The 19,136-nt window shown below is 53.8% G+C and carries 16 protein-coding genes and 1 tRNA gene; 7 read left to right on the top strand and 10 right to left on the bottom strand.

Annotated features, from left to right (window positions below; genetic code table 11):
• Positions 1-4: 4 nt before the first annotated feature.
• Complete coding sequence (locus J7395_RS08255) at positions 5-1,633, bottom strand: ABC transporter substrate-binding protein (RefSeq protein WP_247742067.1); 1,629 nt, start codon at positions 1,631-1,633, stop codon at positions 5-7.
• Between the two features lie 115 nt (positions 1,634-1,748).
• Between J7395_RS08255 and J7395_RS08250 the strand changes: the two genes are divergently transcribed.
• Both J7395_RS08250 and J7395_RS08245 read left to right on the top strand, forming a co-directional pair.
• Positions 1,749-2,648 carry a LysR family transcriptional regulator gene (locus J7395_RS08250; protein WP_097052501.1) on the top strand — a complete coding sequence of 300 codons (900 nt, stop codon included), beginning with the start codon at positions 1,749-1,751 and terminating at the stop codon, positions 2,646-2,648.
• A 275-nt stretch (positions 2,649-2,923) separates the two neighbouring features.
• The gene (locus J7395_RS08245; RefSeq protein WP_209221173.1) at positions 2,924-4,672 is read left to right on the top strand and encodes an ABC transporter ATP-binding protein; all 1,749 of its coding nucleotides are present in this window, start codon (positions 2,924-2,926) and stop codon (positions 4,670-4,672) included.
• Between the two features lie 56 nt (positions 4,673-4,728).
• On the opposite strand, the gene J7395_RS08240 is transcribed toward J7395_RS08245, so the two are convergent.
• The 7 genes from J7395_RS08240 to J7395_RS08210 form a co-directional block, all read right to left on the bottom strand.
• Positions 4,729-5,526: an ABC transporter ATP-binding protein gene (locus J7395_RS08240; protein ID WP_209221172.1), complete on the bottom strand. Its 798-nt coding sequence runs from the start codon at positions 5,524-5,526 to the stop codon at positions 4,729-4,731.
• Complete coding sequence (locus J7395_RS08235) at positions 5,523-6,572, bottom strand: iron ABC transporter permease (protein WP_209221171.1); 1,050 nt, start codon at positions 6,570-6,572, stop codon at positions 5,523-5,525. Before J7395_RS08235 ends, J7395_RS08240 begins: the two co-directional genes overlap by 4 nt.
• The gene (locus tag J7395_RS08230) at positions 6,559-7,692 is read right to left on the bottom strand and encodes an ABC transporter substrate-binding protein (protein ID WP_209221170.1); all 1,134 of its coding nucleotides are present in this window, start codon (positions 7,690-7,692) and stop codon (positions 6,559-6,561) included. Before J7395_RS08230 ends, J7395_RS08235 begins: the two co-directional genes overlap by 14 nt.
• A gap of 78 nt (positions 7,693-7,770) precedes the next feature.
• On the bottom strand, positions 7,771-10,068 hold the full coding sequence (locus tag J7395_RS08225) for a TonB-dependent receptor (protein WP_209221169.1): 2,298 nt from the start codon (positions 10,066-10,068) through the stop codon (positions 7,771-7,773).
• Between the two features lie 173 nt (positions 10,069-10,241).
• Positions 10,242-11,276 carry a FecR domain-containing protein gene (locus tag J7395_RS08220; RefSeq protein WP_209221168.1) on the bottom strand — a complete coding sequence of 345 codons (1,035 nt, stop codon included), beginning with the start codon at positions 11,274-11,276 and terminating at the stop codon, positions 10,242-10,244.
• 165 nt (positions 11,277-11,441) lie between these two features.
• Positions 11,442-11,972: a sigma-70 family RNA polymerase sigma factor gene (locus J7395_RS08215; protein ID WP_114111284.1), complete on the bottom strand. Its 531-nt coding sequence runs from the start codon at positions 11,970-11,972 to the stop codon at positions 11,442-11,444.
• 277 nt (positions 11,973-12,249) lie between these two features.
• Positions 12,250-12,335, bottom strand: a tRNA-Leu gene (locus tag J7395_RS08210).
• A 222-nt stretch (positions 12,336-12,557) separates the two neighbouring features.
• Between J7395_RS08210 and J7395_RS08205 the strand changes: the two genes are divergently transcribed.
• The 4 genes from J7395_RS08205 (at position 12,558) to J7395_RS08190 (ending at position 17,120) form a co-directional block, all read left to right on the top strand.
• Positions 12,558-13,145 carry a YqaA family protein gene (locus J7395_RS08205; RefSeq protein ID WP_114111331.1) on the top strand — a complete coding sequence of 196 codons (588 nt, stop codon included), beginning with the start codon at positions 12,558-12,560 and terminating at the stop codon, positions 13,143-13,145.
• A 28-nt stretch (positions 13,146-13,173) separates the two neighbouring features.
• Positions 13,174-13,680 carry a disulfide bond formation protein B gene (locus J7395_RS08200; protein WP_209221167.1) on the top strand — a complete coding sequence of 169 codons (507 nt, stop codon included), beginning with the start codon at positions 13,174-13,176 and terminating at the stop codon, positions 13,678-13,680.
• 262 nt (positions 13,681-13,942) lie between these two features.
• On the top strand, positions 13,943-14,830 hold the full coding sequence (locus J7395_RS08195) for an AraC family transcriptional regulator (RefSeq protein ID WP_209221166.1): 888 nt from the start codon (positions 13,943-13,945) through the stop codon (positions 14,828-14,830).
• 109 nt (positions 14,831-14,939) lie between these two features.
• On the top strand, positions 14,940-17,120 hold the full coding sequence (locus tag J7395_RS08190; protein ID WP_209221165.1) for a TonB-dependent siderophore receptor: 2,181 nt from the start codon (positions 14,940-14,942) through the stop codon (positions 17,118-17,120).
• 62 nt (positions 17,121-17,182) lie between these two features.
• On the opposite strand, the gene J7395_RS08185 is transcribed toward J7395_RS08190, so the two are convergent.
• Together J7395_RS08185 and J7395_RS08180 are read right to left on the bottom strand one after the other, a co-directional pair.
• Complete coding sequence (locus J7395_RS08185; RefSeq protein ID WP_209221164.1) at positions 17,183-17,431, bottom strand: hypothetical protein; 249 nt, start codon at positions 17,429-17,431, stop codon at positions 17,183-17,185.
• Between the two features lie 7 nt (positions 17,432-17,438).
• Positions 17,439-17,984 carry a helix-turn-helix domain-containing protein gene (locus J7395_RS08180; RefSeq protein WP_209221163.1) on the bottom strand — a complete coding sequence of 182 codons (546 nt, stop codon included), beginning with the start codon at positions 17,982-17,984 and terminating at the stop codon, positions 17,439-17,441.
• Positions 17,985-18,204: 220 nt separating this feature from the next.
• On the opposite strand from J7395_RS08180, the gene J7395_RS08175 reads away from it, so the two are divergent.
• Complete coding sequence (locus J7395_RS08175; RefSeq protein ID WP_209221162.1) at positions 18,205-19,128, top strand: MBL fold metallo-hydrolase; 924 nt, start codon at positions 18,205-18,207, stop codon at positions 19,126-19,128.
• Positions 19,129-19,136: the final 8 nt, after the last annotated feature.

The following is a 19,136-nucleotide window of genomic DNA, read 5'->3' as shown; positions in this document are numbered from 1 at the left end:
GATTTTAGCTTTCCACCGTTGTCAGGCCACGGATATCAAGCTGACGATGGAACCAGAATTCATAACCACCCGCCCCGTTCAGTGCGACGTTAAGGGCTGGCTGCCACAGCGGAATACGCGGCAAATCTTCAAAGACGATATCAATCATGCGCATGATCTTGGGCGCATATTCCGGATCATCCATGGCCATATGCAGGGTTTCATTGGTCAACTGTTCAACCTCGGCATTGGAATAGTTCGACGAGTTGAACAGATGTCCTTCCTGATAGGCCCAGAAGAAGTAATAGTCGGGCGTATTCAGCCAGCCGCCGAAGTTTTCCAGATGGAAATCAAGGCGCTTTTCCACCAGTGCCGCCGTACGCCAGTTGGCACCCGGGATCTTTTCAATCTCGACTTTGATGCCAAGCTTGCCAACCGCCTCCTGAACAAGCAGGGCGGTCGGTTCCATCCACGAAGACAAATCGGTTGAAATGGAAAGCTTGGTTTCAAATCCATCGGCAAAGCCCGACTTGGCCATATGTTCCTTGGCCTTGTCCAGGTTGGTGTCATAGGGCGACTTGCGCGGCCACGCGATATCGGTTGCCTTTGCCTCGCCCCCCCAAAGCGGCGCACCACGACCATAGGCCGCCGCATTAAAGATCGCCTCATACGGTACGGCATAGGCAATCGCCTTGCGCACGTCAGGGTCCTGGAACGGTTCAAATTTGGTGTTCAGGCAAAGTGAATGGATACAGTTTTCAATCGGGGTTGAATGCACCGTGACTTTACCGGCCAGTTCTGCGGCATCCTTGTCGGGAATATCAAAGGCAACCTGAACGTCACCCCGTTCGATCAGGGCGCGGCTCGTGGCCGCAGACGGAACTTCGCGCATGATCACACGACGCACCGGCGGGACCGGCCCGCCAACCCATTTGTCATTACGCTCGAAGACGACCTGCTGACCGGCATCCCAACGGGTAACGGTATAGGCACCCGAACCAATGGTGTTGGTATGCAGATATTCCATTGCCCACGGATCATCCGTGGTTGCATGTTCCTTGGCCACCTTCGAATTGATGATGAAGGGTACTGGCACTGCCAGATCGGGAAGTGCAAGCTTGGATGCCTGATCAAGGATGACAACAAAGGTTTCGTCATCAACAGCCTCGAATTGTTCGGGGCGAACAAAGCCACCGGCTTTCATCTGAACTGTCGGGAATCCGCCGACACTGACGGCACGATCAAACGACCATTTGACGTCTGCTGCCGTTACCTTGCTGCCATCGGTGAAAACCGCATCGGATTTCAGCTTGAAGGTGATCTTCATGCCGTCTTCGGAAAAGGTCCAGCTTTCAGCCAGCTCCGGCACAATGGTGGAATAATCATAGGAAAGGCCACCGCCTTCGGCAGGCTTCGACCCAAAAGACACCAGACGGTCATAACAGTTCACCGCAATCTGGTAACTGGCACGGTTGGTCCCGGTGCGATGCAGATCAAGACTATTGACCGTCTGGGCGGACACGGCAACCAGCGTGTCGCTTCCTGCCGCCAATGCGGACAATGAACGCGCGAACGGCAATGTGCCTGCAATTACAGCACCGGCTTTTAGAAAATTGCGTCTCGTAACCATCGCCAAAACCCCCATGAGCAGCATGATTGGATGTAATCCTGATAGTTTGCAGTTTTTCGCGTTCGCGAAAATTGCTATGATTTCACCAATCCGTTGCAAAAAATGCACCACCATTTGCATCATCAGGAAAATGCAACTCATGCGGCATCTGCAAACCTTCCGATTGATTGAGGCCGTTGCCCGCGCAGGATCAATGCGCAAGGCTGCCGAAGATATGAACCTCACAGCTTCGGCCTTGAACCGGCGGATTAACGGGTTCGAGGATGAATTTGGGACAGAACTGTTTGAAAGACTGCCCAGCGGGGTGAGACTTAATCCGGCGGGCGAACTTCTTTTGCACCATTATCGGGCAATGGCATCCGATCTGGAACGCGTGCAAGGGCAGGTCGCCGACCTTTCCGGGGAACGGCGCGGCCATATCTCGATTGCCTGCTCTCAGGCTCTTTTGCCCTATTTCCTGCCCCGGCAAATCGCCGAATACCGAAGGGATCACCCAGGCGTAACATTCAGCGTCAATATCCGTGATCGGGCGCAAGCCGAACAGGAACTGGCAAGTTATTCAAGCGATCTGGCGCTGGTGTTTGAGCCCGTATACCTTGTCGATTTCGAAGTCATCCACACGATCCCGCAAACGGTTAACGTGGTGATGCGCTCTGATCATCCCCTGGCAACCAAACCGGAAATTCGTTTGCGCGATTGCCTGAACATTCCCCACGTCGCACCGACCCACCGGTTTGGTGTCCGCCACTTGCTGGATTTTGCCGCCCGCCGTAATTCCAGACAGATGTCGCCTGTTATTGAAACCGAGAGCTTTGAACTGATCCGGCACTATGTAATGCATGAAAATGTGATCGGATTCCAAATTCCGATCGGCCTTCGAACGGAAGAAAATGGCATCCTGATAAACCGTCCGATCTCGGAACGCGACCTGCCAGCGGGCAGTCTTATTCTCGGCCAGATGCGTGGGCGTACCCTGCCCGTGGCATCCGCCAGATTTGCAATGCAATTGGCACATGCGCTGGGGGAGTTGTCACCCTGATGCCTGTCTCAAAACTTGCTGCCGGGCTATCGAGTTCAGAATGAAAAGAGGAGGTGATTATAAATAGCTGAAGCCTCGATCAAAGGGCCTGAACATTCCTGCTTGGGTCACCTCTGTCAGAATTACGGCCCCGAGATCACAATTATCCGGCAGCCCGGCACAATAACAATTAAAATTCGTATCGTATCAATTGATAATAGTAATCAATTTCGCTATCTCATGTGCTGGTAATTTCCCTGTTGCCGCGATTAATCCTTTGCCACCGGATCCGCCCCATGCTCAAAGAATTCTTTTCCTACTATCTGCCGCATAAACGGCTCTTCATGCTCGATTTCGGGTCGGCTGTCCTGTCGGGTATTTTGTCCCTTGGCTTTCCGGTTGCGGTTGCCGGTTTTGTCGATGTGCTGTTACCCAAACAGGACTGGCTGCTGATTGGATTGGCGGCTGTCGGATTGCTTCTGGTCTATCTTGCCAATACCGGCTTGATGGCCGTCGTCACCTATTGGGGCCATGTTCTGGGTATCACGATCGAAACCGAAATGCGCAAACGCGCATTCGACCATTTGCAAAAGCTTTCCTTCCGCTTTTACGACAACCAGAAGACAGGCCATCTGGTGGCACGCATCACCAAGGATCTGGAAGAAATCGGCGAGGTCGCCCACCATGGCCCCGAAGACCTGTTTGTGGCGGTCATGACCTTTGTCGGGGCGCTGATCCTGATGTTTACCGTGCATATGGAACTGGCGCTGATTGCAATGACGATTGCGCCGCTGGTGATGTGGCTGGTCGTCCGGTTCGGTGGGAAAATGACACGCAACTGGCAAAGCCAGTTTGGCCGTGTCGGCGCCTTCAACGCCCGGATCGAGGAAAATGTAGGTGGCGTACGCGTAGTGCGTGCCTTTGCCAACGAGGATCACGAACGTGCCCTGTTTCACAAGGATAACGAGCTTTATCGCCATGTGAAATTGCAGGCCTATGGCATCATGGCGATCAGCCTTGCGATCAATTACCTCGGCATGCGGATTGTCCAGGTTGTCATTCTGGTGACGGGGACCTATTTCGTTGTGACCGGTGGGCTGACGGTTGGCGGGTTTGTCGGCTTCCTGCTGCTGGTCAATGTGTTCTATCAACCGCTTGAAAAGATCGCTGCTGTTGTCGAAACCTATCCCAAGGGCATCGCCGGTTTCAAAAACTATCAGGCATTGCTGGCCACCGAACCCGATATTGTCGACCGCGATGGTGCTCGTGATATCGAAAACCTTTCCGGCAATATCGCATTTGACCAGGTTGGCTTTGGATACAGCCCGGACCGCATTGTACTCAATGACATCATTCTTTCGATCAAATCCGGTGAAACGGTTGCCTTTGTCGGGCCATCCGGTGCAGGCAAAACAACACTTTGTTCGCTGGTACCGCGTTTTTATGATGTGACAGCGGGCAGGATCACAATCGACGGGATCGATATTCGCGACATCAAAATGAAATCGCTTCGCCGTCAGATCGGCATCGTCCAGCAGGATGTTTTCCTGTTTGCCGGGACATTGCGCGACAATATTGCCTATGGTCGTCTTGACGCCACCGAAGATGAAATCATTGATGCCGCCCATCGCGCCCGTTTGCGGGAACTGATCGCCGACATGCCTGACGGGCTTGATACCGTGATCGGTGAACGTGGGGTCAAACTTTCGGGCGGACAAAAACAGCGTGTCGCAATCGCCCGTATTTTCCTAAAAAACCCGCCGATCCTTATTCTGGACGAGGCAACATCGGCACTCGATACCGAAACCGAACGCGCCATTCAGCAATCGCTTGATGAACTGGCCGAAGGCCGCACGACACTGGTGATTGCGCATCGTCTGGCCACCATCCGCAATGCCGACCGGATCGTCGTGATCACGCAAGACGGCATTGCCGAAGAAGGTACCCATGATGCCCTGATTGCCGCCGGTGGCACCTATCGGCGCCTGCATGAAGCACAATCACTTGGCATCAGGACCGATAACAATAAAACCGACTGTGCCTGAGACGTAAAAAGGAAACGGCCCAGCGATCACAAAGCCGGGCCGTTTTATGTTTGCCGTTATCGGGCAACCCGTTTGCCGGAGCGAATTGGCCGGATCACCTGCACCGCAGGTCGCCCTTGCTCATCACGCGAAACCGATGTTTCCACATGATAGACGCGCGCCAGATTATCAGGCGTTAACACCTCGCCGGGGGTTCCGGATGCAACGATTTGACCGGCTTCAAGCAATACAATCCGGTCGCAATAACGTGCCGCCAGATCAAGATCATGCAGGGCGGCAATCACAACCCCACCGCGCTCAGTCAATCGTTCACGCACAAGATCCAGCACCACCATTCGCCAATGCAGATCAAGTGCCGATGTGGGTTCATCAAGCAGCAAAACATCCGGGTCACGCAGCAGTGCCAGCGCAAGCCCGACCAGCTGTCGCTTGCCACCTGACAGAACATGCAGCGGCGACAGGGCAAAATCATCCAGCCCAAGCCGGTTAAAGATATCCTCTATCCGATCAGCCAGTTCGCGATCCGAAAAATCAAGATCAAGAGCGCGCGCCGTACTCCACATCAGTTCGGTCGGCATCAGGACGCTGGGATTGGGCGGTGTTTGCGGCATGGTTGCCACCCGGCGATGCCATGCCATAACGTCCATATCATTCCGGTCACTGCCATCCAGAACGATCCGGCCATGATGGGTCTTCTCGCCGGTCAGGCACCGCATCAGGGTCGATTTACCCGATGCATTCGGGCCAAGAAGCCCCAATACCTCGTCATCGTGCAATTCAGGCAGATCGACATCATGCAATATCCGGGTCCGGCCATAAGATGCGGAAATACCGGCGGCGGAAAAGATCGTCATATCGCTTTCCTCCTCCCGGCAAGAAGCCCCAGAAAGACCGGCACACCGACAACGGCGGTCAGAATGCCAACCGGAATAATAACGCCCGGCACAAGTGCCTTCGACAGGAAAGACGCCAGCGACAGGATCAATGCCCCGCAAATTGCCGATCCCGGGACCAGCAAACGGTGATCCTCGCCCAGAAGCAACCGGGCGATATGCGGCCCGACCAACCCGATAAAGCCTATTGCCCCGACAAAACAAACCGCGAAGGCCGCCAGAACAGAAATGCGCAGAATGACCCACATGCGAAGCCTGGCAACATTAATCCCCATACTGCGCGCATGAGCTTCCCCGCCGCGCAGAAGGGTCATAATCCAGACCTGTCGCAGGGAAAAGGGTAGAATAATCATGAAGCACGCTGTCACCAGCCCGACCTCAGGCCATCCGGCACGGGTCAGATTGCCGATGGTCCAGAATACGATCTGCTGAACCGCCTCGGCACTGGCCAGATATTGCAACCCGGCGGTCAAGGCATTGCAAAGGAACACCAATGCAATCCCGAACAGAACAACGGTCTCGCGTGCGCCACCGCTCCACCGCACAATCAACAGGATCAATATCCCAGATCCCAGCGCGAAAAGCAGTGCCATCACCGGCAAGATCGCGGTTTCGGGCAGGAAGGGCAGAACCGGAACAAGCACGATTGCAAGGCTGGCCCCGAGAACCGCAGCCGATGACACGCCAAGCGTAAAGGGACTGGCAAGCGGATTATCAAGAATGGTCTGGGTTTCGATCCCTGCCAGCCCCAATGCAGCCCCAACCGCAAGCGCAATCAGTGCATCAGGCAACCGGACTTCCCAAAGAATGATCCGATGCCGAAGCGCCAGCGATTGCGGATCAAGAATACCCCCGACAATATCGCCGATATCAAGCCCGGCTGGCCCCGCCGCCAGATCAAGACCAAGGCTGAGAAAAAGCGCCAGAACCATTACGGATATGATCAACAACCTGCGACGATGAATGGCTCCAAACCGGTCATGAAGCGAAAGATCAGCGGGCGCCATGATGTACCGTCGCGCTGTGAACACCATGAAGGTCGAACGGTAACCAGGTGTCGTAGATATATTGCATGGTCTTTTCCGGATGAAGATCGGCAAACAGGTCTGGATGGATCCATGTTGCAAAGGCTTCGAGCGCCACGATGTTAAAAGGCGAGTTATAAAAATTGTGCCAGATGCTGTGTGCCCGGTCGCTTCGAACGGCATCAAGGGCTGCAAATTCCGGCGCGGCGAGATAGCGTGCGAGACTGTCGGCCGCCATTTCGGCCGTCATACCTGCCCCCAGCGCAACCGGCAAAGCCCCGTCTCGATATTCCTTGGCCGTACCCGATGCTGTCCCGATCCAGACATCCGGATTTTCCGTCAGCAGAAACTCAGCCGTATGCTGGGCCGTTGGTCCGGGGGCGACGGCATCGGCAATATTAAGGCCGCCCGCCTCACCAACAAACGGTCCCAGCATGCCCTCTGCCATACCCCAGCAACATTCGAAACGACCGGGATGGGCCTGCAAAAATACCGTCGGACGGATATCAACATCCGCGACCCGTTGTCGAATGGTCTCAAGCCGGCTTTGGTAAAAGGCAATATAGTCGCCTGCCCGGTCCTCCGCCCCCAGTACACGACCGAGAATTTCGATGGAAGGCAGGGTGTTGTTCAATGGATCAGCCCGAAAATCGATAAAGATGATTTGCGTACCTGTGGCGGTCAGCTGATCAATCATTTCTGCATTTTTTGCCCCCGGACCGTGGTCATTCAGCCCGAAAATCGCCAATTGCGGGGCCAGATCGATAATCTTTTCGACCGAAACGCTATCCTCGCTGCGCCCGCCAAATAAGGGGATGTTTTTTGCTTCAGGGAAACTGGCAAAAAGCTGCTGTTCAAGGTCGGGCTGAGTCCAGCCAAGCGGCGTCATCATGCCAACCAAACTGCCAACCGGATCATATGGCCGCAGCATGGCCAAAAGCGGAATATACCGCCCCTCGCTGATTACCAGCCGTTCGACCGGCGTTTCAATGCGCACCTGTCGCCCGGCAAGGTCGGTTATTTCAATCGTTCCAGCCCGCACAGGAAGGCTTGCCATCAAAGCCAGACCCGTCAGAAAAAGCGCGCGCATCACATGCGGCATACCACTTTGCCTCCGTTAACAGAAAAGCCTGGGAACGGCGAACCGGTCCCAGGCAATGCATCCAAATCCTTTAAAATCCTAGAAGCGCGCCTTCGCCATCAACAGGAAAGACCGGCCCGGTTCGTAAAGCGGGACAACGTTGGTGAAGTCCTGCCCGTAAGATGCACGATCGGAATACTCTTCATCAAAGATGTTGTTTGCTTCGATGCGAAGCGTCAGATAGTCAGCTGCTTCGGGTTGATATTCGGCATAAAGTCCGACGACCTCATAGGCTTCCTGTGCCGTTCCACCCGCATCGGCCGTATCGGTATTTTTCAAGGCGGCATCAAGCGTCCCGCCCAAGGTCAGATTGATCGTGTCGATACGGTGGGCGGCTTCGAGCGCGATGATCCGACCAAGCGGCGCACCAAGATATTGGGTACCGTCAGAATCACCCGGGTTGCCGTTCACGGTGATTTCGCTGTCGGTATAAGACACCCGGATAAAACCTGGGCCCCAATTATAACCGGCACCGAGATTGTAGCCGCGTGTTTCGAAATCGACGACAACCGAAGGACCGGGTGTCCAGCCCGGATCACGGGCATTGTCAAATACACTGCGGAAAATACCGGCATTAAAACTGAACCCTTCGTGATGAACTTCAAATCCGGTGGTGTAGTTTTCCGAACGAACCGGCTTGATACCGTCGCTGTAATCCCATGCCGGGTTCAGGATAAAGTTTTCAGCCAGTGCGATGCCACCCCAGACATTGGAATAACCTGCATTGACTGTCAGAAAATCGGTAACGTCAACCGCCGCAGATACGTTGCCGCTCAGTCCATCATTTTCAAACTCGGTACCGTCAATGCCTGTAAATTTCTGTGTATCGCCACGCATACCGAACGATAGACGCAAAGGATCAAACGGCTGGATACGTGCCTGCGCATAGGCACCAAAATTGGTTGCCTCTTCATCTACATCGGTATCCGGCCCATCGTATTCGGCAACGTCATTATAAAAATCGACGCCGGTCGTAACCGTATCGCGGTCCGTCAAATTGAAGTCGTTTTCGAACTTTCCCGAAAAACTGCTGGTCGTGCCACGACTTTGTTCAGTCAACGGCGCGTACAGATATGTCTCGCTATAGGCCAGAACCGCTTTGGGATCCCAAAGCCCCTGTGCACCGGCCTGTCCGTAATTGAACGCAAAGTTACGACGACGCATATCATAACCAAGTTCGTCCGGTTGGTTCCGGTTGGTAAGATCGGTCATGTTGGCACGATACGGACGCTGGGCGCGGTCGCGAACCTGTTCCCCGGAAAATTCGAAACGGTGACCGTTTTGGGCTTCGTAGGCAGTTTTGATCAGACCTGAACGCATGTCGGCTTCAGTGCCAGGGACCTGCTCCCCATTCCCTGCCTCGTAATCGTCACCCTTGGCCCATTTGAAATAGCCCAACAATTCAAAGGCACCGGCTCGTCCATAGGATGACAGATCGTTGCTGAAGGTTTCGCTGTCGGTGTCATAACTACCTTTGACAAACCCGCCAAGTGAACGGCCCGGTTCCAGGACATCGGCAACATCGACAGTTTCATAGACAATCGCACCACCAAGCGCCCCCGGCCCGGCATCCGCCGGGGCCACACCCGGATCAATCCGGGCCGCCTTCAGAAGGCTGGGGTCAATCAGGTTTGTTCCGCTATGGTGAAACACCTTGTTGTTCTGGCGCGCGCCGTCAATGGAAACCGCAAGATTGGTTTCCTCGATCCCGTTAACATAAAGCTTCTGGTTTAAGGGGATTGATCCACCGACCGAAACACCGGATTCACCGGCAAAAACCTGTTTGACGTCTTGTGGATTACGACGATCAAGATCTTCTCGCGTAACACGGACCGAGTTTGCCCGATCTGCGGCCCCCGGACGATCATCAGCCACACTGGCAGCTTCGATCAGGATCGGGCTGACCATGGTTTCGGATGCGTCACTGCTTTGCGCCGAACTTGTAATCGTGACCGAGCCGTCATCAGCAATCCGGTACACAAGCCCGGTTCCGGCCAGAAGACGTTGTAGCGCAGCCTCGGTATTCATCAGACCGACGACGCCATTGGTTTCAACATCACGCACCAGATCACCATGGGCCGAAATCTGAAGACCAGCCTGCTGCCCGAAAAGGGCAAGCGCATCGGCAAGTGGTTGTCTGGCAATATCGAAATCATTTTGCTGGCTGGCCTGCGCCAGTTCACTGGTTGCGGCTTGGGCCGGCGTGGCCGGCATCGTATTTTCCATCGCACCGGCCGAAAATGCGATCCCCGAAACCGTAAATGCCGATAATGCTGTCGACATCGCAAAGGTACGACGCCATTTCCCCGAAGCCATCGACAAATTAACCCCCGTCATAAAGTTCAGTCTCCGCCTGGTTTTACGTTTTGCAGAATGGGTGATTTGCAAATGCGAATTAAGTTCACCCTTTAACCAAGCAACGAAGGGGGGCGTGGCGATATTCAAAAAAAGTTGAGATTTTTTCGCAATATCATTCTTCGCCGTGTTTTCACGGCGATTTCAGACAAGCGCTATTCGGGTGACAGCATAAGAATCCATGGCGAAATTTCGCGAAGCACAGCACCTTGCGCATCTGCAATCGCGGCAAGGGCCGCCTTGGGGTCTTCAAGGTTATAAATCCCGGTCAATGGCTCACTTCCGAGTGCATCATCGCTGATCAAAATCCAGCCATCGAAATAACGGTCAACCGTTTCAACGACCTCGGCAACCGACTGATCCTTGGCAATCAGTCGTCCGCCACGCCATGCCGCCACCAGTTCGGGCGCCATCGTCTGACGAACAAATGAACCATCCGGGTCAACATGCACCATGTCACCGGCACCAAGTTCGGATACATTGTCCGACTGGCTCCCACGGCTATGTTCCACACGAACCCGCCCGTGTTCGACCGCGACATCAACACCGTATCCACCGCGACGGACATCAAACGCCGTCCCGAGAACCGTTGTTTCCGCTTCGCCGGAAATCACACGAAACGGTCGATCCGTCATTGGTACAACGTCGAAAAACGCTTCACCTCGCAGCAGTTCAATCTGTCGTTTGTCCCCGGCAAAAGCCAGCGCAACCGCACTATCTGGAGCAAGATGCAACATGCTGCCATCCGGCAGTTCGACCACGCGTATCTCCCCGATCGGGCTTTGATAATCCGCATTCAGATCAATCATCCAGCCCGGCAAGGCAAAGACCAGCAGGCACGCGATCAGAGCAGATCCCGACAGCCCCAGCGACAGCTGCCGCGGCCAGAATGAACGCCCGCCTCGCCCGCGCACCGGGACAACTGGACCGGCATCCGTATCCGGCCTCGCAACGACGCGATCTTCGCGCGAAACGGTCGGTTGTACTTGTCCTATCCTGTCCTGCCATTCCGCAACATGGACCGGCACAGTCATATCAAGCATCTGCCAGACACGCAGTGTCTCGTTCCAGTCGGCACGGTTTTCCATACTGTTTTCCAGCCACGCGTCATGGCGCGCGCGCAAATCCCGGTTATCGGGATCGTCGCTTAGCAAGGCGATCCACTCGCTTGCCGACTCTGGTTTCGTCATATCGTTCATCGCTTCGCATCTCTCCATGTGCTTCGCAGGACAGGGGCCGCCTTTGCGGTCCGTTTTGCGGGATTTTTCATGTCCTGACACATTGCGTTGCTTCCTTACTGAATAAACGATGGCAGTCTGCTGAATTTTCAATTTTTCAGCATTTATTGCGCACGCTTACCTCTCCCTTGCCAAACGCGTTTTGCAATGCTCTATCGCGTCGGTCACCAGCGCGTGCGCTGTACCTACCGAAATATCAAGCCTTGCGGCGATTTCAGAAAATTTGCACCCGCCAAACCGGTGCATTTCAAGGGCGATGCGCGACCGGGCCGGAAGCTCCGCCAATATCTGCTCAAGCAGCCTGAGTTCGCTTCGTGCGATGGCTTGTGCTTCAGGGTCCGGCCGATCTTCGGGAACGGCGTCGGTCATGCTGTTTTCATCAATGCCAACATGGTTGCTTTCGCGTACCATCTTGCGACGGCCATCTATAGCAAGGTTGCGAACGATCCGGAAAATATAGCCAACCGGCTCATCAAGCCTATCATCCATTTTAACGGCACCGGCACGTTCCAGCCGGAAATAGGCATCCTGCACGACATCCTCGGCAGCAGCACGATCTCCGACAATTGCGCGCGCGTAATTGACCAGTTCGCGCCTTCTGGTCACGAACAGGGCGAGCAATTCCTCGTCGCGCCAACTTGCAACCATGGGCCCCCGACAGATCACATCCCGCAGCAAAGCAACTGCGAATTGTTTGCATTTACTTTGAATTTTTCATGCTGTCAAATCCCCAGACACTACGGCATTCAACCGTAAACAGGGTTCGAGCTCCACAAAACAAGGGGAAATCATTGTGCTTCACCATCCGTTTCACGGATCGATGGACAAGTTCCAAATAGGTTACACTTCACACAGACCTATAAAAGGCCTGACTATTCTCGCGTTCAAGAATGATTGCGAAATTTTTGAACCTTGGAAAAATCGATGGTGCCCCCGGGGAGAATCGAACTCCCACTCTCAAAGAGAAACAGATTTTGAGTCTGCCGCGTCTACCAATTCCGCCACAGGGGCAGGCATATATGGGTGCGTTGCGCACCCGCCATCGTGGGGGCGGATAATAGCTGTAAATTTCGTCCGGTCAATGGGGCTTTGCGCAAAAATTGCGTTGTCAACCAGATGGGACTCTCTGCGGGAAAAGGTCATTGCGGCACAAGGCCAAATGCGGTTACATCACCCCCATATCGGCCACCGCGCCGCATCGTTTTGATCGTCTTAACCGCAAAGGGCGTTTCCGTGCTGCGCAGCCTTTATGACTGGACCCTTGGCCTGGCCGCCCATCGCCACGCTGCCATTGCGCTTTTCATTATCGCCTTTGTGGAAAGTTCAATTTTCCCGATCCCGCCCGACGTCCTGCTGATTCCCATGATAATCGCAGCACCAACCAAAGCATGGCGTTATGCCTTGATCTGCCTTGTCGGGTCTGTACTGGGCGGCATTGCTGGTTATGGCATCGGTTATTTCCTGTTTGAAAGCATCGGCCAGCCGGTATTGCAGCTTTACGGCTATGGCGCAAAGTTCGATACATTCCGCGACTATTATAATGAATGGGGTGCATGGGCGGTGTTTATTGCCGGCGTAAGCCCGTTCCCTTACAAGGTCATTACCATTCTGTCTGGTGTGACCGCGCTCGACCCGGCAATATTCATGGTTGCATCAGTTCTGGCGCGCGGTTTGCGCTTCTTCATCATTGCAGCCCTGATCTGGAAATTCGGCCCGGCTATTCGCGACTTTATCGAAAAACGGCTTGGCCTCGTTTTTACCATATTTGTTGTGGTTCTTGTCGGTGGATTTGCCGCCATCAAGCTGATCCCGCACGGTTAATACCGCAAAACGATAACGGAACGACCCGATGATAAAATTGCTTCGCGCACATTATGCCCCGGCCCTGCCACCGGTTGCCATTTTCCTGATTTCTGCGGGAAGCCTCGGCTTTGCCTTCTATGCACAGTATGTGCAGAAGCTTCTACCCTGCGTGTTGTGCCTGTATCAGCGCGTTCCGTTTTATGTAGCGGGCGGCCTTGCCATCCTTGCCCTGCTTTTGCTTAGGATACCTGGCGCGTCACGCGTTCTTGTTTATCTGTGTGGCATGGCATTTGCCATCGGAACCGGCATTGCGATCTATCACGTCGGTGTCCAGGAACTATGGTGGGAAGGCCCGGCAATGTGCGGCGGCCTGACAAGTGGTGCGGCTTCGGTCGCGGACCTTAAGGCACAGTTGATGGCGCAGCCGATTGTTCGCTGCGACAAGATTGACTGGGCCCTGTTTGGCATCACGATGCCAACGGTCAATGTCTTCTTCTCCGCCATTCTTGCCATCCTGTGCTTTATCGCTCCGTCGCGCTGGATGAAGCAATAACATTCGCGATCTGCCCCACGAACCCGCCGGTAACGATCTGGCGGGTTTGAAGACCGATACCTAACACGACTAATACCCACCCCGATTAAAACTGCTCCATTTCTGCCTTTTCCAGATTGATAATGCGAATTGTTCTTGTTTGCATGCAATTCTTCTTATAGTGTCCACCAATCCAACCATTAATTGATCAGGCAGGATCGGGGCATTGAAGGCAACCGGCTTCTGCCAGAACACAACAAGGACGATCCCCGGAATGCCGGACATGACATTCCATCCCCAAATGACAAGCAGGATCGAGGGCATCTCGCTTCTGGACGATCTGCGTTTTCGTCGCTGGAATTCTGCGATTACCGATCTGTGGCACGTCGAATGCCGTGAAAAGGCCGGGGGCACCTACGTTTCCTGTGCACCAAGACTGGTCGCCATTCTTGATTGCAGCGGACAATCGAACTTCCGCGTCAAAACGCCCGAAGATCCTTTTGGATCTTCTCGTCGCGAACAGGGGTGCCTGTCATATATTCCGGCAGGAATGGAAATTTCGGCCGAAATTCGGGAAAAATGCCGGTTACGCCACCTTGATATCCATCTCGATATCAACAGCCTTGAAAAGCATCTTGATCAAGAGATTGATCGCTCAATCCTTGAAACGCCTCGGATCGGTTTTTGCGATCCCCGGATCAGATCACTTGTGCACATGATCGCAGACGACCTCGCCAGCGATATCGCCTCGCCCGACCTGTACGGAGAGAGTCTGGTAACGGCTCTTACCAGTGCGTTGCTGACGCCACTTCCCGAAAGCGAAACATCACGCAAACGCGGCAAACTTGCCCCGCACCACCTGCGCAAATCGGTCAAATTTATTGAACAGAATTGCGGTCGCGTTATCCGGCTGGATGAACTGGCGGAACTGACTGGTCTGTCACAATCCTATTTCTGCTCGGCATTTCGCGAAACAACCGGCATGCCGCCCCATCAATGGCAAATGAAGGCACGCATTGAACGTGCCAAATCCATGCTGCGCGACAACACAACACCGCTTGCCAGTGTCGCAGCACATGTCGGCTTTGCGGATCAAGCCCATCTGACCCGCGTATTTCGCCGCATCACAGGCACCACACCGGGCGTATGGCGACGCGAACAATCCGCCTGAAAATTAAACCAAAATCCGTTCAATACGGGCAAATAGGGTTCAATATCCAGTTTTCCTAATCGTGCTATCGGACTGTCACACATGACAACCGATGCAGGAAACCCCTCAAATGACGTTCTTGACCCGAACGCGCTTCAAAACAGCCCTTCTCGGCAGCGTTGCAATTCTATGCACCAGCTTGCCCACACAACTTCGCGCCCAGCAAGCCACGGATGAAACCAACAAGGAAATCGTTGTCGATCCTCTTGTGATTAATGCCGAACAACCTGAAACGCCGACTTCACCTGTACAAGGGTATGTTGCAAAGCGTAGCGCTACGGGCTCGAAAACAGACACACCGCTCAGTGAAATTCCTCAATCCGTTTCGGTCATTGGCCGGGAAGAAATGGATAATCGGGGCGTTAACAAGGTTGATGAAGCTCTGCGCTATACCAGTGGCGTTTTCACTCAGCCCTACGGCTCGGATACTGATACCAACTGGTTCTATATTCGTGGCTTCAACGCGACACAGAGCGGCGTCTATCTTGACGGTCTGCAAAGTCCGGCTTTTGGTTTCGGTTCGTTCCTTGTTAATGATTATAACCTTGAACGCATCGAAGTTTTGCGTGGCGCTGCATCGGTTCTATACGGGGGTACCAATCCCGGCGGGATGGTAAATTACGTCAGTAAACGCCCAACAGCCGAACCTCTTCGACGTCTGGAACTGTCCGTGACAGACACCGGAAAAATTGGCACCGGCATTGATTTCAGCGACCGCATGAGCGACGAGGCAGCTTATCGCGTCACCGGCCAGTTCACGGCAGGTGAAGAACAGGCCGAGGAGCACGAAGGATTTCAGGGATCTATTGCACCTAGCTTCCTGTGGACCCCCAACGAGGACACTAGCCTGACACTACTTAGCAGCTTCACGTTTGTTGACGGCCAGCATAATGGCGGACTTGGCTTTTTGCCTTACAACGGCACTGTCGTCGATGCGCGTTACGGCAAGATCGACCCTGAAACCAACTTCACCGAACCGGGCTTGGACAAGGATATTCGTCGCCAGGCGCTTGTCGGTTATGAACTGGAACATGACATAAATGATGACCTGACATTCCGCCAAAACGCCCGTGTCAGTCATATTGATATTCATGAAGTCTACTATTACCCAAGCGGCTATGTCGCTGGTGGCGCCGCCAGCCCGACCACGGCCAGCAACGATCTGGTACGTTGGGGCTTTGAACACCGGACCGAACTAACAAGTATTGGTCTGGATAACCAGCTGGAACAGAAATTCGCAACCGGAGACCTGGACCACACCTTGCTCGGCGGGATCGACATTAAACGGTTCGACATGAATCGTCTCGAGCTCTCAGCGTCCGGCACGAATGTTGATCCGCTTAATCCTATACATGGTTCAAGCCAGGCTGCACGTACCGCTTATTTGGACCAAGACATCGACATGAACCAGTTCGGGTTCTATGCGCAGGATCAAATTCGCTTTGGTGATGGCTGGATAACCACCCTGAACGGTCGGTACGATTACATCTGGATCAATGCCAATGACCCGATTTCAACTTACCATAACTTCAGCGATACAGAAGGCGAATGGAGCGGCCGAGCCGGTCTTGCCTATGCCTTCAACAACGGTCTGACGCCGTATGTCAGCGCCTCAACCTTCTTCAACCCGGTTTTGGGCTCGAGCTCTCTTGGCGTATTTCAACCTGAAACAGGTGAACAGTACGAAGCAGGTCTGAAGTATGAACCGCAAAGTTTCGACGGTTTGTTCACCTTGGCAGTCTTTGATCTTACCCGGCAGAATGTTGTTACCGGAACCTTCAACAACGAGCGCCAATTGGGCGAAGTCAATTCCCGCGGTATCGAGTTTGAAGCCAAAGCAAACCTGACTGAAGAACTGAGACTAACGGCTGCTGCCACCGCTTTTGATCTGGAAGTCACAGAAGATGAAGATCAAAGCGTTATCGGCAAACAACCGGTCACTGTTCCGACCGAAATGGCCAGCCTTGGTCTTGACTACACGTTCCGTCAGGGAATGCTTGAAGGTGTCCGTCTGGGCGGCGGCGTAAGGTATCAGGGAGCTTCCTATGCCGATGAAAGCAACGAACATGAAGTGCCATCGGCCACTGTGTTTGATGCAGGCATTGGCTATGGCGTTGCCGATCAGTGGGACCTAAGCCTGAATGTCTCTAATCTTCTCGATAAGGAATATGTCGCAGGTTGTAGCTCTATCACCGCCTGCGGCTACGCTGAAGGACGCAGCGCCCTGCTGAAGCTTACCGTGAACTGGTAAGTCACAGCACAAAACAACCATAACGGAAACGCCGCTCAAACAAAGCGGCGTTTTCATTTTGCTCAGACCTTTACCAAACTACAATAACGTTCACTGATTGTATTAACCGCCATTCTAAGATCTGCGGCATGCCGTGCCGCGAACGTGTTTTCATCAATCATCCCTGCGGTCCAGACCAGATTGATGACACCAGCAATACCCTGCCTTCCGGGAATTGCCATCGCGATGGCACGCAGGCGATCATTGACAACACTATCCCCCCAATAATCCGGATCACGCAGTGCATATCCGCGTTTGCGGGTTTCTGCCAACACACCATCAAACCGGCTGCCCCCCCCCCGAAATGCGGAGGCCCGACAGGATCGCCTCACGTTCTTTGGCCGGACAATATGCCAGATAGGCTGGCCCAGCTGCGGACCGGATCATGTTCACGACGGCTTCCAGCCTTCCGGGTGCAACAAAAAGTGGACTAATGGATCGTGTACTTTCAATCACCTGCATATGATTGCCATTGCGGACCAAGACATCGGACGGCCACTGCACACGGGCAGTAAAATCACGCATCACATCACAGGCAATGTCTAGAAACTCTGAAAGATCGGCCATGCCATTCTGCAATGGGTGTGATGTCCAACTGACATTTGCCCGATACCGGCCATCGCCCATGCTGCGCCGTACGAAACGCTGATCAAGCAAAACCGCCAACAATCGCCGCAACGTGGTTTTGGGCAAACCTGTCAGGCGCATCAGATCGGCAATTCTGCATCCACCCGCCCGATCTAGAATGCGGACAACCTCTAATCCGCGCGCAAGGGCACGGTTGGTCAACTCTTCACGTTTTTCACGCTTCGCAGGTTCGCTCATGTCGTCCGGTCCCAACATTGCATGCGTGTTTTCGCATATCATTATTGTATCCTTACGATAATGGTTTCGTCATATGGGCCGCCATGCGGCCCATGATATCAAAATAGAACAGCCCCCAATGTCAATTTCTAGGGTTTGCTGCCTATCACCCGTAGCCTTTGGGATGCGCATAAAAACAACAACACGCAGATATTGATCCATTCGCATCGGGAGGAAACATATGCACAAATCCGTAAAAACTTCGGGCATTGTTAGTGCCGTTCTTTTTGCCTGCATCGCCATGTTTGACACACAGACAGCGCAAGCCGAAACCAAAATCGTCATGCTGGGTACGGGTACCCCCGTGCCAGATACCGACCGCGCAGGTGCCGGGATCGCTGTTGTCTATAATGACGAGGCATATGTCTTCGATATTGGTGGTGGTGTAGTTCAGCATGCCATCGCAGCAGCACAGAAGAAGAATATCTCCGGCCTGTATCCAACCAAGATCGATCATCTGTTTTTAACCCACCTGCACAGCGATCATGTCCTTGATTATCCAGAGCTGATTGCGACTTACTGGTGGCGGCGAGACAATCAGATAAAGGTCTTCGGCCCCTTCGGCACCAAAGCCATGAGCGAAGGTGTATATGAAATGCTTGCCGACGATACGCAGACCCGTCTTGGCGGCAACCAGCCGGTTGTCAATCGTGACGCTGCCTATGCCGACGTTACCGAATTTTCGGATGATGGTGTCATTCTCAAAGACGGGGATGTAACGGTCGAGGCCTTCGCCATCACACATGGCAACTGGGACAATGCCTTTGCCTATCGCGTCACCACGCCCGACCGCATTATCGTCATTTCCGGTGATACGACCTATAATGAAAAGCTGCGCGAAGTTGCACGTGGTGCCGATGTCCTGCTTCACGAGGCCATAAGCCATGAAGGCTGGTCAGGACTTCCCGAGAACTGGCAGGCTTATCACGCTTCGGCACATACTCTTTCAACCGATCTGGCAAAACTTGCTAACGAAACCAGACCGGGTTTGCTGGTGCTTTATCATGTGCTGCACTATGCGGCTCCGATCGAAAGCACGTTGAATGAAATAACCGAACGTTATGATGGCAAGGTCGTTCTGGCCAACGATCTGGATGTATTCTGATCCACACC

This window comes from Thalassospira sp. A3_1, assembly GCF_017744215.1.
Classification (GTDB): domain Bacteria; phylum Pseudomonadota; class Alphaproteobacteria; order Rhodospirillales; family Thalassospiraceae; genus Thalassospira; species Thalassospira lucentensis_A.
This window is presented reverse-complemented; position numbering and strand designations above follow the sequence as displayed.

What these genes read in the sequence shown, in the direction of transcription:
- J7395_RS08235 (WP_209221171.1), bottom strand. Translation starts at nt 6,572, where the DNA reads ATGGCGCCCGCTGATCTTTCGCTTCATGACCGGTTTGGAGCCATTCAT.
- J7395_RS08250 (WP_097052501.1), top strand. Translation starts at nt 1,749, where the DNA reads ATGCGGCATCTGCAAACCTTCCGATTGATTGAGGCCGTTGCCCGCGCA.
- J7395_RS08180 (WP_209221163.1), bottom strand. Translation starts at nt 17,984, where the DNA reads ATGAGCGAACCTGCGAAGCGTGAAAAACGTGAAGAGTTGACCAACCGT.
- J7395_RS08215 (WP_114111284.1), bottom strand. Translation starts at nt 11,972, where the DNA reads ATGGTTGCAAGTTGGCGCGACGAGGAATTGCTCGCCCTGTTCGTGACC.
- J7395_RS08190 (WP_209221165.1), top strand. Translation starts at nt 14,940, where the DNA reads ATGACGTTCTTGACCCGAACGCGCTTCAAAACAGCCCTTCTCGGCAGC.
- J7395_RS08175 (WP_209221162.1), top strand. Translation starts at nt 18,205, where the DNA reads ATGCACAAATCCGTAAAAACTTCGGGCATTGTTAGTGCCGTTCTTTTT.
- J7395_RS08230 (WP_209221170.1), bottom strand. Translation starts at nt 7,692, where the DNA reads ATGCCGCATGTGATGCGCGCGCTTTTTCTGACGGGTCTGGCTTTGATG.
- J7395_RS08240 (WP_209221172.1), bottom strand. Translation starts at nt 5,526, where the DNA reads ATGACGATCTTTTCCGCCGCCGGTATTTCCGCATCTTATGGCCGGACC.
- J7395_RS08195 (WP_209221166.1), top strand. Translation starts at nt 13,943, where the DNA reads ATGACATTCCATCCCCAAATGACAAGCAGGATCGAGGGCATCTCGCTT.
- J7395_RS08245 (WP_209221173.1), top strand. Translation starts at nt 2,924, where the DNA reads ATGCTCAAAGAATTCTTTTCCTACTATCTGCCGCATAAACGGCTCTTC.
- J7395_RS08220 (WP_209221168.1), bottom strand. Translation starts at nt 11,276, where the DNA reads ATGACGAAACCAGAGTCGGCAAGCGAGTGGATCGCCTTGCTAAGCGAC.
- J7395_RS08225 (WP_209221169.1), bottom strand. Translation starts at nt 10,068, where the DNA reads ATGACGGGGGTTAATTTGTCGATGGCTTCGGGGAAATGGCGTCGTACC.
- J7395_RS08255 (WP_247742067.1), bottom strand. Translation starts at nt 1,633, where the DNA reads ATGCTGCTCATGGGGGTTTTGGCGATGGTTACGAGACGCAATTTTCTA.
- J7395_RS08200 (WP_209221167.1), top strand. Translation starts at nt 13,174, where the DNA reads ATGATAAAATTGCTTCGCGCACATTATGCCCCGGCCCTGCCACCGGTT.